15 protein-coding genes are annotated in these 16,491 nt (G+C 51.5%); 14 read left to right on the plus strand and 1 reads right to left on the minus strand.

Translation table 11 applies throughout. The features are described 5' to 3' along the window. Positions 1–43 precede the first annotated feature (43 nt). The 12 genes from CAGA_RS02750 to CAGA_RS02805 all read left to right on the plus strand — a co-directional run bounded on the left by CAGA_RS02750 (position 44) and on the right by CAGA_RS02805 (position 11,803). Positions 44–568 (plus strand): LysM peptidoglycan-binding domain-containing protein, encoded by a 525-nt coding sequence (locus CAGA_RS02750; RefSeq protein WP_135657495.1) that lies wholly within the window; start codon positions 44–46, stop codon positions 566–568. Then, the gene (locus CAGA_RS02755) at positions 565–1,467 is read left to right on the plus strand and encodes a hypothetical protein (RefSeq protein WP_135657497.1); all 903 of its coding nucleotides are present in this window, start codon (positions 565–567) and stop codon (positions 1,465–1,467) included. The genes CAGA_RS02750 and CAGA_RS02755 overlap by 4 nt, the downstream gene beginning before the upstream one ends. A gap of 4 nt (positions 1,468–1,471) precedes the next feature. Beyond that, complete coding sequence (locus tag CAGA_RS02760) at positions 1,472–1,810, plus strand: hypothetical protein (protein WP_135657499.1); 339 nt, start codon at positions 1,472–1,474, stop codon at positions 1,808–1,810. Between the two features lies 1 nt (position 1,811). Beyond that, complete coding sequence (locus CAGA_RS02765) at positions 1,812–2,150, plus strand: histidine kinase (RefSeq protein ID WP_135657501.1); 339 nt, start codon at positions 1,812–1,814, stop codon at positions 2,148–2,150. Continuing rightward, positions 2,150–3,223, plus strand: a complete 1,074-nt coding sequence (locus CAGA_RS02770) for a baseplate J/gp47 family protein (RefSeq protein WP_135657503.1) — start codon at positions 2,150–2,152, stop codon at positions 3,221–3,223. The genes CAGA_RS02765 and CAGA_RS02770 overlap by 1 nt, the downstream gene beginning before the upstream one ends. Next, on the plus strand, positions 3,223–3,804 hold the full coding sequence (locus CAGA_RS02775) for a DUF2313 domain-containing protein (RefSeq protein WP_135657505.1): 582 nt from the start codon (positions 3,223–3,225) through the stop codon (positions 3,802–3,804). Before CAGA_RS02770 ends, CAGA_RS02775 begins: the two co-directional genes overlap by 1 nt. Positions 3,805–3,814: 10 nt before the next feature. Beyond that, positions 3,815–4,285 carry a hypothetical protein gene (locus CAGA_RS02780; RefSeq protein WP_135657507.1) on the plus strand — a complete coding sequence of 157 codons (471 nt, stop codon included), beginning with the start codon at positions 3,815–3,817 and terminating at the stop codon, positions 4,283–4,285. Between the two features lie 82 nt (positions 4,286–4,367). Next, positions 4,368–5,627 (plus strand): GTPase HflX, encoded by a 1,260-nt coding sequence (gene hflX / locus CAGA_RS02785; RefSeq protein WP_407932301.1) that lies wholly within the window; start codon positions 4,368–4,370, stop codon positions 5,625–5,627. 387 nt (positions 5,628–6,014) lie between these two features. Then, positions 6,015–8,411, plus strand: a complete 2,397-nt coding sequence (locus tag CAGA_RS02790; RefSeq protein ID WP_135657511.1) for a GH36-type glycosyl hydrolase domain-containing protein — start codon at positions 6,015–6,017, stop codon at positions 8,409–8,411. A gap of 59 nt (positions 8,412–8,470) precedes the next feature. Then, the gene (locus CAGA_RS02795) at positions 8,471–9,886 is read left to right on the plus strand and encodes a phosphoglucomutase/phosphomannomutase family protein (protein WP_135657513.1); all 1,416 of its coding nucleotides are present in this window, start codon (positions 8,471–8,473) and stop codon (positions 9,884–9,886) included. 220 nt (positions 9,887–10,106) lie between these two features. Then, positions 10,107–10,874 (plus strand): response regulator transcription factor, encoded by a 768-nt coding sequence (locus CAGA_RS02800; RefSeq protein ID WP_135657515.1) that lies wholly within the window; start codon positions 10,107–10,109, stop codon positions 10,872–10,874. Positions 10,875–11,005: 131 nt separating this feature from the next. Continuing rightward, positions 11,006–11,803 carry a MerR family transcriptional regulator gene (locus CAGA_RS02805; protein ID WP_135657517.1) on the plus strand — a complete coding sequence of 266 codons (798 nt, stop codon included), beginning with the start codon at positions 11,006–11,008 and terminating at the stop codon, positions 11,801–11,803. A gap of 148 nt (positions 11,804–11,951) precedes the next feature. On the opposite strand, the gene CAGA_RS02810 is transcribed toward CAGA_RS02805, so the two are convergent. After that, positions 11,952–12,662, minus strand: coding sequence for a TetR/AcrR family transcriptional regulator (locus tag CAGA_RS02810; protein WP_135657519.1), 711 nt, complete (start codon positions 12,660–12,662; stop codon positions 11,952–11,954). A gap of 201 nt (positions 12,663–12,863) precedes the next feature. Between CAGA_RS02810 and CAGA_RS02815 the strand changes: the two genes are divergently transcribed. Both CAGA_RS02815 and CAGA_RS02820 read left to right on the plus strand, forming a co-directional pair. Continuing rightward, complete coding sequence (locus CAGA_RS02815) at positions 12,864–14,594, plus strand: ABC transporter ATP-binding protein (RefSeq protein WP_135657521.1); 1,731 nt, start codon at positions 12,864–12,866, stop codon at positions 14,592–14,594. Then, on the plus strand, positions 14,591–16,450 hold the full coding sequence (locus CAGA_RS02820; protein WP_135657523.1) for an ABC transporter ATP-binding protein: 1,860 nt from the start codon (positions 14,591–14,593) through the stop codon (positions 16,448–16,450). The genes CAGA_RS02815 and CAGA_RS02820 overlap by 4 nt, the downstream gene beginning before the upstream one ends. The last annotated feature ends 41 nt before the right edge of the window (positions 16,451–16,491 follow it).

Here is a 16,491-nt window from a genome sequence, read left to right on the forward strand (position 1 = left end):
ACTACAGGCGGTATCCGCATCCTTTGCGGGAGGGGGAAGAACCGTGAAAAACCAGCCTATGAGCTATAAAAATTATATCTGGCCGTTTAACCCTCAAAAAATCCAGGTGGAGTACAGCCGGAATGTCAGCAACCTGAAGCTGCCGCTCTTCGGTAGCGTTTTGCAGGATTTGGGCTGCGACAAGCGGGTTGTTACCGGTACGGGGGAATTTATCGGCGCAGGATGCGCGGAGGAATTCAGCCGGCTGGCTTCCGTTTTTACCGAGGGCGGCAGCGGTACGCTTCGTCTTCCGGGAGTGGTTCCTTTTCAGGCGGCGTTTACTTCGCTGAAAATGATTGGCGAAGCCCAGCCGGACTGCGTTACATACAGCTTTGTATTTGTGGAGGACGGCTCCGCCGAAATGCCGGCGGGTACGGTTCCGGGGGGGATTTATGTCTGCGCAGGCGGGGAAAACCTTTGGAGCGTTGCAAACCGTTTCCGCACCGATGTGGATACGCTGAAAAGGCTGAATCCCATGATTCAGTGGCCGAACGGGCTTGAGAAAGGGCAAAGGGTGGTGCTTCCGTGAAGTATATCGGGGTTACGCCGGAGGGGGAGTTCCCGCTTCCTCCCCCGGTTTCGGCAAAGCTGGTAATGGGGGAGGACGCGCCGGCGGACGGGTTTACGGGCGTGTTTCCCCTTGTGGAGAGCGGCCGACGTATCTGTGCTATCCGGATTTACGGCCAAAACGGTACGCTTCGATTTGACGGAATTACGGACGAGCAAAAGGAAAGCTGCGGCGCGGGCCGGACGCTTACGCTGGCGGCACGCAGCCGCGCCGCGCTCCTTCTGGACAACGAGGCGATTCCGCAGACGTATTGTATGCCGTCGCTGGAAACGATTTTTACAAGGCATATAAAGCCGTACGGATTTTCGGGCTTCCGCGGGGAGCGCAGAAGCTTTTCCGGGGAACTGACGGTTACCAAAGGCATGAGCGAGTGGCAGGCGGCGGAAGGCTTTTGCACCCGTTTTTTAGGCAGGAAGCCGCGGATTCTTGAGGGGATTTTCGATGCATCGGGCGAAATCCTGACCGGAGAAATGGTATTTGACAATTCCGGCGGAATCCCCTATTCCGCTGCCTTTTTGGAATACCGCTACTGCGACCGGATTTCGGAAATCCTTATAAAACCGGGGAAAAGCGGCGCCTATGGCACAGCGGTAAAGGATGAGGAAGCGCTTTCGCTCGGAATCCGCCGAAAAAGGTGCCTTGCGGAGGGCAATACCAATGCCGACGCGAAAATCCGGGCGGCGCGGCATAAATCGTTCCGGGCGGTGGTCGATTGCCCGGGGGAAATCTGCGCGCACCTTTTGCAGAGCGCAAGAGTGCGGGATCCGGTGCTTGGGAATTTGGATGGTTTGTATATTGCGGAAATAGAGTACCGCCTGGATTCGAGCGGCGAGCGCAGCCGTTATATTTTGAGGAGGTGAGAGGATGTGGCTTTCACAGCAGATGATATCCGCCCAACAGCAGCCGCCGGCGGGGCAGGTAGCGGAAGTGACGGGCGGTTCGGTGATGCAGGGGATGAACGAATACCGTGGGCTGCCGCTGCTTTCGCCGTGGGGAATTGCATACCTTCCGCCGAGTTCAGCGCGGACGGTTGTCATCGGTACGGATGCCGGAAGCGCATGCATCGGCGCAGTTTGCGGCGACCGGGGCCTTGCGCCGGGGGAACTGATGCTGTTTTCCTCGGGCGGGGCGTGTATCTACCTGAAAAACAGCGGCGAGGTTGTTATCAACGGCCAGGTTATTGCCGCGAAAAAGGAGGGATAGATTGGATACGGCATTGAAGAACGGGGATTTCCTTCTCGGCCCGAACGGAAGGCCGAAACAGATCAGCGGAGAACAGGAGCTTTTGCAGCGCGCTGCAATCCGGCTGAAAATTCCGCTTGGAAGTTTTGTGTATGACCCGCAGCTCGGCAGCCGGCTGCATGAGCTGAAGGCCGACGGCAGCGGGCTGAATGAAAAAGCGTTTACCATGGCGCAGGAGGCGCTCCGCTCCCTGCCGCAGATAACGGTGGAAAGCGTCGCGTGTACCGGAAACCCTCCGTGCGCGGTTGTGATCCGGCTTTGCTGCGGGGCGGAAAAAAGCGAAATCGAGGTGAAGCTGTAATGTACGGTTATAATCAAATCCTTACCGCCATGAAGGAAAAATTCACAGCCCTCTCCGGCTATTCGCCCGACGACGCGTCCGATATCGGTATCCGCATGAAAGTGCTTGCCGGGGAGGTGTATTCCCTTTGCAGCGCGGTAGAGTGGTTGAAGATGCAGACCTTCGCGCAGAGCGCACAGGGGGAGCAGTTGGAGATGCGCGCGCAGGAGCGCGGGCTGACGCGGAAACAGTCGGTGGCCGCTTCGGGAAGCCTTACCTTTCAGCGCAGTACGACGCTGTGGTACAACGCGGTGATTCCCGCCGGAACCGTGTGTTCCACCGCGGGGGAAAATCCGGTGCGTTACGTGACAACACAGGAAGGAATTCTGCAAAGCGGGCAATTGAGCGTCACCGTACCGGCGAAAGCCGAGCAGGGCGGGCGAAGCGGCAATACGGAGGCAGGCACGGTTACGCGGATGGTCACGCCGCCCCCGGCGTTGGAAACCGTAACAAATCCGATCCCCTTCCGTGGCGGCATGGACAGCGAAAGCGATAGTGAGCTGCGTAGCCGCCTGATGCAAAGCTACGCAAGCATTTCCAACGGGACGAACGCAGCGTTTTACCGCGAATGCGCCATAAAGCACGACGGCGTGTATTCAGTAGGCGTTGTGCCGCGCGAAAGGGGCGCGGGAACCGTCGGCGTGTATCTCGGCGGTCGGGGAGGGGCGCCTTCGCCGGAGATTGTAAGCCAGGTGCAGAAAGAACTGGACGAACTGCGGGAGGTAAACGTAAATGTGGCTGTTTCCTCCGCGCAGACGGTGGAAGTAAAAATCAGCGTATACGTAGCCCCCGCGGACAACGTGCCGTTTGATGAGGCGAAAACCGCCTGCGAACAGGCAATCCGAAGGTATTTTGAAGATTTGTCGGTGGGAGAGCCGGTGATTTTAGCCGCGCTGGGCGTTCAAATCTTTTCTACCGGAAAAATCAAGAATTATGCGTTTGACAACGCCGTTATTACCGATAAAAAGATTGCTCCCAGTCAGCTTGCCGTCTGCGGCACGGTACAAATCGGCACTTACGCGGGGGTGAACTGATGCGCGTGCTTGAATCAATGGTTTCCAGCATGAGGGCGACAGGGCTGTATGCCTTGGACGGAACAACGCAGGTAGATTATGAATTGCAGGCGTATGCGGCCGGCTTGGATATGGTTTTTGAAGCGCTGACGGAGCTGCAAAGGGAAAGCTATATTGCGACCGCTTCGGGCTACGGCCTTTTGAATTGGGAAAGCCTGCTGCGGATTCAACCGGCCGGAAGCACGCAGGAACGGCGCGGCCGGATTCTAAAACGCAGCGCGGTCACGCCGAATTCGTTTACCCGAAAGGATATGGAATACGCGCTGTCCGCCCCGGGGATCGACGTGGAAGTGTGTGAATATATTCCGGAAAAGAAGATTTATGTAAACTGCAAGGATGCCGGCGCCAAAAGCGAGCAGGGGCTTTCCATCCAACAGGCCGCCAAATTATTCCTTCCGGCCCATTTAGACGCGGAGCTGGATTTTCGAAGCATTTCATGGAACAATATCGACGGAGAAAACCAAATGTTTGACGCGCTGGAGGAAATGGGCCTTACATGGGATGCGGTGGATAATTACGGCGGCGGCCGGATGCAATTGTAAGGAGGAAATTATGCCGACAAACAACAAAACGAGCCTGGGGCTCAACTGCTGGGCGGGAACGGACAAGCCGATGCGAAAAGACTTTGTGGATGACAACATGCTGCTGGACAGCCTTCTGACATCGCATTTCCACAATACGGAGATGCACCTGTCTGCCGCCGACCGGACATTGTTGAAGGATGGTATTGCCATTGGAAGCTACTGCGGAAACGGGGCGCCGAAACAGGATATTGCCCTGCCTTTTGACGCAAGGCTGGTCATCGTGTTCGCCCCGCTTACCGCCAGCAGCCTTTACATGCCGAATGGCGGATACAATAAAAGTAGTCTGGCTTTTGCCACAAAGGAGGGAAACAGTCTGGGAGTAAATCTGGGTGTTTCCAAATTAACTGTATGCCAGTCCCAGACAAACCCATCCAACGGAGGCATATACAATAATTTTAATAGTGATGGAGAAGACTATACCTACATTGCATTTCGATAAATGAAATGCATATTTTATTTGCAATCGGCAAGCGAATAAGCTAAAATAAAGATACTTTTTGGGGAAATATGTCGCAATGGAGATGAGCAGGTTGGATCTGCATGAAATGAAAGAGGAAACCGAGCGTGCGCTGCTAGTGGAAGTGGATACCGGCGATTATGATGCGGACGCTTCCTTAGCGGAACTGTACGAGCTTACGAGAAGTGCGGGAGCGGAGCCTTTCGGTGCGATTACGCAGAAACGGCCTTCGCCGGATAAAGCGACCTGTGTGGGGTCGGGCATGATGCAGGAAATAGCGGATTTCTGCAAAAAGCATGAAGTGAACCTGCTTATTTTCGATTGCGAATTATCTCCCACCCAGATCCGCAATATTGAGGAAATCAGTAAGGTGCGCGTCGTGGACCGGACGATGCTGATTCTGGATATTTTTGCAAAAAGGGCGAGGAGCAAGGAGGGCAAGCTTCAGGTGGAGCTTGCTCAATTGAAATATATGCTGCCGAGGCTGGCCGGAAAAGGAACCGCGCTTTCCCGCCTAGGCGGCGGAATCGGAACGCGCGGTCCGGGTGAAAGCAAGCTGGAAACCGACCGCCGCCATATCCGCAGGCGCATCAACACGCTGAACGAACAGCTTGCGGAAGTGGAAAAGCACCGCGGACTGATGAACCGCCGCCGGAAAAAGGACGGGATTATTACGGTTGCGCTGGTTGGATATACGAACGCTGGAAAATCCACTTTGATGAATTGTCTGACGAAGGCGGGCGTTCTGGCGGAAAATATGCTGTTTGCCACGCTTGACCCCACGGCGAGGGCGCTGAAGCTGCCCTGCGGCACGACGGTGATGTTGATTGACACGGTCGGCCTGATCCGCCGCCTGCCGCACCATTTGGTGCAGGCGTTCCGCTCCACGCTGGAACAAGCCGCCGAAGCGGATATCCTTTTGAATGTCTGCGACGCGTCCAGCCCCGAAGCCCAGGTGCATTTAAAGGTAACGGCGGAGCTTTTAGCTGAGCTTGGCTGCGAAGGGCGCCCGATCATTCCCGTATTCAATAAATGTGATCTTCTTACGGGTGCCAGCGTGATTCCTTTTATGGGCAATTCCGTGCGGATTAGTGCGGCAAACGGCACCGGAGTGGACAAGCTGCTGGCCGCGATTGAAGCGAATCTTCCGGTAAAAACAAAGAGGGTAAAGCTTCTGCTGCCCTTTCAGCAAAGTGGGCTGGCGGCACAGATTCGACGCGACGGTACGGTGGAAAACGAGGAGTACACCGAAACCGGCCTGATTCTTACTGCTCAGGTTCCAAGCACAATGGATAATTTAATTAAAAATTACGAGATTGAATGAGATTTTAACAGCAAAAAACCTTTGCCAAATATCCTTTAATCTACGCAGACCGGCGCCGTTTTCGCGGTGCCGGCTTTTTTTGTCAATTGAAAACCATGCGCTATGCGTGGGGTTCAGACTGTCAAACGAAAACTCCCGATTGTGCCGGGAAGTCCAAAATGCTTTAGCATTGAGTATAATAAAAACTCCCTTTTATGCTGGATTTGCTTAGCGGGAAAGGGCATAACCAACTCGTCCTATTCGGCAATGGAAGCGCGGAGTTAAGCGGGTTCGGCTTTTTCGGAAGCTACACAAGAATATACAATTAAGAACAACATCTGTTATTCATTGCATTTGGGATATGTTCTATAATTTATACAGAATATAAGTAAAAGGAGAATTGGGAGAATGCGATACGGCTATTTTGACGATGAAAATAGAGAATATGTCATTGATCACGTAAACACACCGGTTCCGTGGACAAATTATATCGGTGTAAACGATATGTGCGCGGTTCTCAGCCAATCCGCAGACGGTTATGTCTTTTATAAATCTCCCCAGTACCACCGCATTACGCGCTTTCGCCCCAATGCGCCGATCAGCCGCCCCGGCCATTATGTGTACCTGCGCGATGACGATACCGGCGAGTATTGGAGCATTTCGTGGCAGCCTGTTGGAAAGGATTTGACCAAGGCGAAATACGAATGCAGGCATGGGCTGTCTTATTCGAAATACTCCTGTGAATATAATGGGATCTCCGCTTGTCAGACAATTTTTATTCCCCTGAACGAGCCGGTCGAATTGTGGGATGTGGTACTGAAAAACAACAGTTCCCGGCCACGCTGTCTCAGCATATACTCTTACATTGAATTCTCGTTCCACCAAATCGATATGGATAATCAGAATTTTCAGATGAGCCTGTACGCATCCGGTTCGAGTTATGCCGACGGCATCATTGAATATGACCTTTATTATGAAGAATCGGGGTATCAGTGGTTTACCTCCAGCTTTGAGCCCGATGGATTTGACTGCCTGCGGGACCGCTTTTTGGGAGCATACCGCGATGAAAGGAATCCGATTGCAGTAGAAAGAGGAGAATGTACCGGCAGTTTTGAAAAAACCGGTAACCACTGTGCCGCCCTGCAAAAGAAACTCGTTTTGCAGCCCGGACAGGATATTCGGATCGCCTTCCTTTTGGGGGAAGGAAAACGGGAAACGGCCGCCCCAATGAGGGAAAAATATTCCGATCCAGCCAATGTGGACAGGGCGTTTTCCGACCTTGCAGCCTTCTGGGACGAAAAGCTCAGCAAGCTGCAGGTAAACACCCCGAATCAGGGAATGAACACTTCGTTAAATATTTGGAATTTGTATCAGGCCGAAGTAAACATTATGTTTTCGCGGTTCGCTTCGTTTATTGAAGTGGGCGGCAGAACCGGGCTGGGTTTCCGCGACACCTCACAGGATGCTATGACCATCGCATCCTCTAATCCCGAAAAGTGCAGGCAACGCATTATTGAGCTTTGCCGCGGCCTGACGCAACAGGGCTACGGACTGCATCTGTTTCAGCCGGAGTGGTTTGATCCGGAATTCCAAGGGAAACAGCAAAGCTTCAAATCCCCGACGGTGATCCCCACCCCCAGCATGGAGGAAAAGGTTCACGGGATTAAGGATGCCTGCTCGGACGACGCGCTGTGGCTGATTGCCGCAATCAGCGAATATATTAAAGAAACAGGGGAGGTTTCCCTTCTGGATGAAATGGTTACCTACGCCGACGGCGGAGAAGGTACGGTCTATCAGCACATGATGCGGATTCTGGATTTTTCCGCCGAACAGGTTGGCGCAACGGGGATCTGTAAGGGGCTTCGCGCCGATTGGAATGACTGCCTGAATTTAGGTGGCGGAGAAAGCGCAATGGTTTCCTTCCTGCACTACTGGGCGCTCCAGCATTTTCTCGCTTTATCCCGCTTCATTGGGAAAACGGAGGAAGTAGAAAAATATGAAAAGATGGCTGCAAAGGTAAAAAAGGCATGCAATGACAACCTGTGGGATGGGGAGTGGTATATTCGGGGAATTACCGGCAGCGGCAGAAAAATCGGTACGCATGACGACAAGGAAGGCAAGGTACATATCGAATCCAACGCCTGGGCGGTTTTCTCAGGTGTGGCTGACCTCGATCGTGCGGTTAAGGCAATGGATTCTGTTGACAAATACCTCTATACACGATACGGCTTAATGCTCAATGCGCCGTCTTATACGAAAAGTGATGACGAAATCGGCTTTGTCACGCGGGTGTATCCGGGCGTTAAGGAGAACGGCTCAATTTTCAGCCATCCGAATCCGTGGGCCTGGTGTGCCGAGGCAGCGCTTGGGCGGGGAGACAGGGCAATGAAATTTTATAATGCCCTGCTGCCCTATAACCAGAATGATAAAATAGAGGTTCGGCAGTCGGAACCTTATTCGTACTGCCAATTTGTAATGGGTAAAGACCATACCGCCTTCGGGCGGGCAAGGCATCCGTTTATGACAGGCTCCGGCGGTTGGGCGTATTTTGCCGCAACCCGGTACCTTCTTGGCGTAAGGCCGGATTTCGACCACCTGATTGTTGACCCGTGCATTCCAAAGGATTGGGGCAGCTTTGACGTTACCCGCGTTTGGCGCGGCGCTGTGTATCGGATTCATGTTGAGAATCCGTGCGGCGTCAGCAAGGGGGTCAAAACAATGGAGATGGACGGAAAAACCCTTTCCGGTTGGATTCCGGTGCAGAAAGCGGGGACGCAGCACAGCGTTCATGTTGTTATGGGGTAAACAGAGAGAACGCTCGCCGTGCAGAGCGGTTTGTGCACGGAGAAAAGTGGGATGGAAATATGATTAAATTTGGAACAGGCGGATGGCGCGCAGTAATCGGCGATGAATTTACCAAGGCAAATGTCCAGTTGTTAACGGCGGCAATTGCCAGAAAGCTGAAGAATCAGGACAACGCTGCAAATGGATTCGTAATCGGATATGATAGGCGGTTCCTTTCCAAAGAGGCGGCCAAATGGGCTGCGGAGGTTATGGCGGGGGAGGGAATCCTCTGCCGCCTGATCGATAGGGAATCGCCTACTCCGTTGATTATGTTTACGGTGAAATATTATGGGCTGCCTTACGGTATGGCGGTGACCGCCAGCCATAATCCAGCCATTTACAACGGAATTAAGGTCTTTATGGAAGGCGGACGGGATGCCGACGAAGCTTTGACGAGCGAATTGGAACAATACATAAAAGACATTGACCCGGTGCAAATAAAGCGGATCTCCTTTGAAGACGGCGTAAGAAACGGCCTGATTGAACTGATTGATCCGATGAATCAATACATTGACAGCATTATCCGTTCTATCAACATGGATGCAATTCGAAGCCGCAACCTCAAAATCGTGCTTGACCCGATGTACGGGGTCAGTAAAACGGCGCTGCAAACCATTTTGATGACGGCGCGGTGCAATGTGGATGTCATCCATGAACGGCACGATGCCTTGTTTGGGGGCAGGCTGCCCGCACCGAACAGCAAAACCCTTACCGGGCTGACAAATTATGTTGAGGAGAATCACTGCGATATTGGAATCGCGACCGACGGTGATGCAGACAGGCTCGGTGTAATTAATGACAGGGCTGAATTTTTGCATCCGAACAAAATACTGGTCATGCTCTATTATTACCTTATGAAGTTTAAAGGATGGCGCGGAGCAGCGGTGCGGAACATAGCTACCACCCATCTGCTTGACCGTATTGCCGAGGATTTTGGCGAAACCTGCTATGAAGTCCCGGTTGGGTTTAAGTATATTTCTGCAAAGATGGCGGAAACAAATGCGATTATCGGGGGGGAATCTTCCGGCGGACTTACCGTGCGCGGACATATTCAGGGAAAAGATGGTATTTACGCGGCTTCGTTGCTTGTGGAAATGATTGCAGCCACAGGACGCAGCCTGTCGGAGATATACAGCGAAATTACCGGCCGGTACGGGAACTGCGAAATGGAGGAATCCGACTTTCGGTTTTCACAGGAAGAAAAGGATAAAATCACGGAAATCCTGCTGAGCGATAAGCGGCTGCCCGATTTCCCATACGAAATCGAAAAGGTGTCCTATATGGATGGCTGTAAGGTATACTTTAAAAATAAAGGCTGGATTATTGCGCGTTTTTCCGGTACGGAACCGCTGTTGCGGATTTTTTGCGAAATGCCCACTCTGGAGGCTGCGCGGGAAACCAGCGATATCTTAAAACAATTTCTTTCTCTTGCGTAATCACAAAGGCGGCCGCAAACTGCGGCTGCCTTTGTGCGCTGTTTTCCTTTTCCTCCGATATGTTTTGTTAATACAGATACACTTCCTCCGCGGCACAAGGATGTTTTGCGGATACATGGCTTTTCTGAATCATTTTGCTTTCCGCAAAAATACATCCCGTTTTTTTATTTTTCTATAATCTGTGTTATAATTTCAGTAGGATAATTCGGAGGAGTTCAACATGTTTAAAGTAATTCTTGTTGATGATGAAGATATGATTTTAGAAGGCCTTAAAAAGGTGGTCGATTGGGCCAAATATGACTGCCGGGTAGTTGCCGTTGCCTCGGATGCGGAATCCGGTGCAAAAGTGATTCGGGAGAACAAGCCGGATATTCTTTTTACAGATATCAAAATGCCAAATATGGACGGGCTTACCATGTTGGCCGGGTTGAAGGGAGAGTTCCCCGATATGCAGATTACCGTACTCACGGGATACCGGGACTTTGAATATGCGACGCGGGCAATTCAAATCGGCGTGACAAGATTTTTGCTGAAGCCTTCCAAAATGGATGAGTTGGAGGAAGCGCTGCAGGTCATGACGGAGAATTTGCAAAGGCAGCATAAAGGGGCGGCGGGATCAAAGGAGAAAGCAGCGGAAGAATTACAGGAGACCAGCCCGGCAAACAACTTTATTGTGCGGGAAGCTTTAAAATACATAGAGCTTCATTACGCAGAGAAGCTGACGCTTACCGAGCTTGCGGAAAAAGCGTATGTGAGCCAGTGGTACCTCAGCAAGCTTTTGAACAAATATACACATATGAGTTTCTGTGACCTGCTGAACCAAACGCGAATTAAGAAAGCGGAAGAACTGCTCAAAAATCCTTCTTTAAAGATTTACGAAATTTCAGATTTGCTGGGATTCAACGACGTTAACCATTTTTCGCGGGTCTTTAAAAAGATAAAGCAAATGTCACCCAACGAATACCGCAACGCGGTTTATAAATCGTGATTCGCTTGTAAAATCATCTGCTCCGTTTTCGGGGCAGTACTTTTTTTATGAAAAAACCCTTGACTTTCCCCTTGCTGGAACGCTTATACTCATAGCAGAACATGTTCTAAAGAAAAGCTGGAGTTGATAAAATGCTTACCATTGGAGAATTCTCCAAAATCAGCAGGGTGTCTGCAAAAACGCTAAGATATTATGATGAGATCGGCCTTTTTAAACCGGGCTATGTCAGCGATTTTTCCAGTTACCGCTATTACCGGGTTTCCCAGCTGCGGGACATCCTGCTGATCTCCAAGTTAAAGCAGTATCAGTTTACCCTGCCCGAAATTGCGCGAATCCTTTCAAAAGACGACGCGGCATACCTGAAAGAAGCAATCAATCAGAAAAGGATCGAGCTGCAAAGGCAGATTCGGGAGCAAGAGTCCGTCCTTCTCCAGATGGAGGAGGATCTCAAACGAATTGAAAGGTGTGACAGTATTATGGAAATCAATTATCTGATAAAGACGGTTTCGTTCCAGCCAAAAACGATTTTCAGCCTGCGCAGGCGGATGGGCGTGAAGGACTTTCCGAGGGCTTACGGCGATCTGTTTGCGGAAATGGAGCGCAATAAAGTCAAGCCGTGCGGCCTGCTTCTGACGGTCTATCACGACAGCGAGTTTAACCATGACGCCACCGATATCGAAGTCGGCGCGGAGGTTCCACAAGACAGCGCCTGCACAGTCCGCAAGCTTGACCCGGGCCTTTGCTGTTTTGCCACCCATGTCGGCCCGTATGAGAATTTTAACCAATGCTACACCGCATTGATGGAATGGATTGACAGGGAAGGCTATACGATTTCGGGTCCCCCGTTCGAGCTGTATATCAAAGGGTACGATGACAACGTTGCTCCGGAGGAATTCGTAACCGAAGTCTATTTTCCGATTAAAAAGTAAAAACCGCGTTCCCCCCAGAATCAAAAACACGCCTTGCAGCAGCTTTAAAAGCGTACGCAAGGCGTGTTTTCCTATTATCATTTGAACCTCCGGCCCTGCCGGGGGGTTGCAAGCTTGATTTTCCAGACGGTTTGTTCTTTCCAATCCGTTACTGGCTTTTTTTCTCCGCACTTCCTTTTTTATCGTCTGGGGAAAAGTTTTGTCCCGTATGCTTATGAATGATTCCGTTAAACAGGTTCGTAAACTTATCCAAATCCTGCTCGTCCGTAATCCGGTAGGAAGCGTCTACATCCAGCAGGCCTTCCAGCAGATAACGGGCGCTCCTGCTTATATCAAATTCGCCGTGGAAAACGGCCCACATCAAGCTGACCGAATGCAGCACCTGATGCAGAAGGACCACAAGCACCTTTGGGTCGGAGGTGTTGTGGAACTGGCCGTGCTGCTGCCCTTTTTTAATGATGCTCATTTCCAGTTTGGCAATTTCCAGGATATCGTTGCTGACCCGGAAGGTGCCTACGTCCTGCGTCAGATTTTTAATTAAAATCTGACGGATGATGTGCACCCCGGTTGTTTTTACAAAATCCGTGTACTTTTCGATAATCAGAAACATTTGCTCGACATAGTTGTTGGAAGTCAGGATTGCGGTCACTTCCGCGGGGGTAAGCTGCCATGGGAAACAATAAAATTCTTTCAGCAGTTCGTCTTTCGATTTGTAATAGTAGTAAAACGTATGCTTATTGATCCCGCTGGCTTTGCAAATGTCGTTGAGGGTAACGGCTTCAAAGGATTTTTCGCGGAAAAGGCGCGTCGCGGTTTCGCGAATGAGTCTTTTCGTATCGTTTTCGTTCCCTTCCGGCATTTTGCATTCTCCTTTCTGTATTGGGCCCGTTTTATTATCTTTTCAACGATTATAGTACCAGAGATGTCCAAAATAAATCAAGGGTAATTATAACTAAATTAATTATATTGCAACCAAATTTAATCATTATTATACCAGTTGAAATTATTATGGTACTGTAGTACCATATAGAAAATTTGGTTTTTAGGAGGTGGTGACCGTATGACAAGACTCATGAAATACTGCACGCCGTACATAACACATTTTTTAACGGCGATTGCACTTCTGTTTGGCCAGGCATACTGCGACCTTGCCTTGCCGGATTATATGTCGGATATTATTAACGACGGCATTGCCTCCGGAAACACCGAGGAAATCCTGCGCGTCGGCGCGAAGATGCTTGTGGTTGCCCTGCTCAGCACGGTGTGCAGCGTTCTTGTCAGCCTTATTGCCGCGCGTGTGGCGGCAGGGGTGTGTCGGACGCTCCGTTTGGATCTGTTTGAGAAGATTGAATCGTTTTCCAATGCGGAATTTGACAAGTTTTCGACTTCTTCTTTAATTACCCGGACAACCAATGATATTACGCAGGTGCAAACGCTGATTGTCATGGTCATCCGTATGGTTTTTTACGCGCCCATCCTCGGTACCGGCGGCGTTATCCGCGCGCTTTCGAAAAGCAGGTCCATGTCCTGGGTTATTGCGCTGGCGGTATGCTGCCTTTTGCTTCTGGTTTTGTTTATGTTTGTGTTCGCGCTGCCCCGGTTCCGCATTGTGCAGGGGCTGATTGACCGGCTGAACCGGATTGTCCGCGAGAATTTGGAGGGTATGCTGGTTATCCGGGCGTTCAGCACCCAGCGGTTCGAGGAACAGCGCTTCGATAAGGCAAATCTCGATCTTACGGATACCAATTTGTTTATTAACCGGATTATGTCATTTATGATGCCGACCATGATGCTGATTATGAACCTGATAACGGTTTTGATTATCTGGGTCGGTTCATGGCAGGTGTCTGCGCTGCGGCTTCAGGTGGGCGATATGCTGGCCTATATGCAGTATGTTATGCAGATTGTTGTGGCGTTCCTGATGATGGCAATGATGTTTATTATGATTCCCCGCGCGTCCGTTTCCGCCGACCGGATTGCCGACGTACTGGAAACAAATCCGTCCATTGTAAATCCGGAAAACCCCAAGACGCCCGAATCTTGCCGCGGCGTTGTCCGCTTTGAACATGTTTCGTTCCGGTATCCGGGCGCGGAGGAGGAAGTCCTGCACGATATCGATTTCACAGCCAGCCCGGGCCAGACGACGGCGTTCATCGGTTCGACCGGTTCCGGAAAATCCACGGTGGTGAACCTGCTGCCGCGTTTTTATGACCCGACGGACGGGCGGATTACCCTCGACGGCGTGGATATCCGCGAATATGACCTTCACGCGCTGCGAAAGCAAATCGGGTATATCCCGCAGAAGGGCATCCTGTTTTCCGGAACAATTCGGAGCAATCTTGCCTATGCCGACCCGGACACCGTTACTTTGGAGGAGATTTCCGACGCGGCGCGGATCGCGCAGGCAATGGAATTTATCGAAACCAAGCCCGACGGCTTTGAAACGGAGATTGCACAGGGTGGCTCCAATGTGTCCGGCGGGCAGAAACAGCGGCTTTCCATTGCGCGTGCGCTGGTGAAAAAGCCGCAGATTTATATATTTGACGATAGCTTTTCCGCGCTCGACTTTAAGACGGACGCGAAGCTCCGCGCGGCACTACGCGAGAAAACCGGCTGGGCGACAATATTGATCGTCGCGCAGCGCATTTCCAGCATTATGTATGCCGATCAGATTATCGTTCTGGACAACGGCAGGATTGCGGGAAAGGGAACCCACAGGGAGCTGATGGAGAATTGCGAAGTATACAGGGAAATCGCGCTCTCCCAGCTTAGTAAGGAGGAGCTTGCATGAGTGAACCAAAACAGGCTCCCCGCATGGGCGGTTTCGGCCCCGGTGCGTTGGGCGCTCCGGGTGAAAAGGCAAAGAACTTCAGCGGCACCATGGCAAGGCTTTTCCATTATGCCGACGAGTACCGCACGCCGATGATTGTTGTTTTCATTTTGGCCGCGGCTTCCTCGGCGTTTTCCATCCTTGGGCCGAAGCTCCTTGGAAAAGTAACCACCAAGCTGTTCGAGGGCCTGATGGCCTACGCTTTGGGAACCGGGCTGCTGACGGATTTTAAATATATCGGAAGCCATATCCTGCTTTTGGTCGGGCTCTACCTCTTGTCCGCCATGTTTTCCTATTTGCAGGGATACATTATGTCCGGCGTTTCCATGAAGATTACCTACCGCCTCCGGAAGGACATAACGGAGAAAATCAACCGTATGCCGCTTCGCTACTTTGACTCGCGCACCCACGGCGAAGTGCTTTCCCTTGTCACCAACGACGTGGATACGATCTCGCAAACGCTGAACCAGTCGCTGACCCAGTTCATCACTTCCGCCGCGACGATTCTCGGCGTGCTAATCATGATGCTTTCCATCTCCTGGCTGATGACGCTGGTCAGCTTCCTGATCCTGCCGCTTACGGGGGTTCTGCTTGGCGGGATTATGAAGCCGGCACAGAAGCAATTCCGGCAGCAGCAGGAATACCTTGGTCATATCAACGGGCAGGTGGAGGAAAACTTCTCCGGCCATAACGTTGTCCAGGTTTTCAACGGGGAAGCGAAAGCGGTTGAAACCTTTAAAGAATATAATGAAAAGTTGTTTGAATCTGCGTGGATTTCCCAGTTTTTAACCGGTATGATGATGCCGGTCATGACGTTTGTAGGAAATCTGGGGTACGTGGTCGTTTGTATTCTTGGCGGTTACCTTGCGGTAAAAAAGGCGATTACGGTTGGCGACGTGCAGGCGTTTGTCCAGTATGTGCGCCAGTTCACCCAGCCGATTGCGCAGATTGCCAATATCATGAATACGCTCCAGTCCACCGCCGCCGCCGCGGAGCGCGTCTTCGCGTTTTTAGCGGAGGATGAGGAAATTCCGGAAACCGAAACGCCGGTTATCCCCGAGGCAGTACAGGGAGTTGTGGAGTTTAAAAATGTCCGGTTCGGTTATACCGAGGATAAAATCATTATCAAGGACTTTTCCTGCAAGATCCGCGCGGGCCAATCCATTGCTATCGTCGGCCCGACAGGAGCCGGAAAAACTACAATTATAAAATTGTTGATGCGCTTTTACGAGCTGAACAGCGGCGATATACTGATCGACGGACATTCCATCCGGGACTACACCCGGGAAGGGCTGCGGAGCATATTCGGAATGGTGCTTCAGGACACATGGCTCTATAACGCAACCATCATGGAAAATATCCGTTACGGCTCTTTCGATAAAACGGATGAAGAGGTGATTGCGGCGGCAAAGGCGGCGCACTGTGACGAATTTATCCGCGCCCTGCCGGACGGCTACCAGATGGTTCTGAATGAGGAAGCAACCAATATTTCGCAGGGGCAGAAACAGCTTCTGACGATTGCGCGGACGGTGCTCTCCGACCCGAAGATCTTGATTCTCGACGAGGCGACCAGCTCGGTCGATACCCGCACCGAGGTAATGATTCAAAAGGCGATGGACGCGCTGATGCAAAACCGCACCAGCTTTGTCATTGCCCACCGGCTGTCCACAATCCGCGGCGCGGATTTGATCCTTGTCATGAAGGACGGGGATATCGTGGAACAGGGCAACCATGAAGAACTGCTGGCAAAGGGCGGATTTTACGCCAGCCTGTATCAGTCCCAGTTCGAAAACGGGGAGGAAGATGAAACAGGATAAAACTTTTCCCGTCGGATGATTACAGATTGAAGGAAAAGAGG

Source organism: Caproiciproducens galactitolivorans (genome assembly GCF_004768785.1).
GTDB classification, from domain to species: domain Bacteria; phylum Bacillota; class Clostridia; order Oscillospirales; family Acutalibacteraceae; genus Caproiciproducens; species Caproiciproducens galactitolivorans.

Coding starts and splice junctions, on each gene's coding strand:
- CAGA_RS02820 (WP_135657523.1), top strand. CDS start 14,591: ATGAGTGAACCAAAACAGGCTCCCCGCATGGGCGGTTTCGGCCCCGGT.
- CAGA_RS02780 (WP_135657507.1), top strand. CDS start 3,815: ATGCCGACAAACAACAAAACGAGCCTGGGGCTCAACTGCTGGGCGGGA.
- CAGA_RS02805 (WP_135657517.1), top strand. CDS start 11,006: ATGCTTACCATTGGAGAATTCTCCAAAATCAGCAGGGTGTCTGCAAAA.
- CAGA_RS02775 (WP_135657505.1), top strand. CDS start 3,223: ATGCGCGTGCTTGAATCAATGGTTTCCAGCATGAGGGCGACAGGGCTG.
- CAGA_RS02770 (WP_135657503.1), top strand. CDS start 2,150: ATGTACGGTTATAATCAAATCCTTACCGCCATGAAGGAAAAATTCACA.
- CAGA_RS02810 (WP_135657519.1), bottom strand. CDS start 12,662: ATGCCGGAAGGGAACGAAAACGATACGAAAAGACTCATTCGCGAAACC.
- CAGA_RS02815 (WP_135657521.1), top strand. CDS start 12,864: ATGACAAGACTCATGAAATACTGCACGCCGTACATAACACATTTTTTA.
- CAGA_RS02800 (WP_135657515.1), top strand. CDS start 10,107: ATGTTTAAAGTAATTCTTGTTGATGATGAAGATATGATTTTAGAAGGC.
- CAGA_RS02790 (WP_135657511.1), top strand. CDS start 6,015: ATGCGATACGGCTATTTTGACGATGAAAATAGAGAATATGTCATTGAT.
- hflX (WP_407932301.1), top strand. CDS start 4,368: ATGAGCAGGTTGGATCTGCATGAAATGAAAGAGGAAACCGAGCGTGCG.
- CAGA_RS02795 (WP_135657513.1), top strand. CDS start 8,471: ATGATTAAATTTGGAACAGGCGGATGGCGCGCAGTAATCGGCGATGAA.
- CAGA_RS02760 (WP_135657499.1), top strand. CDS start 1,472: ATGTGGCTTTCACAGCAGATGATATCCGCCCAACAGCAGCCGCCGGCG.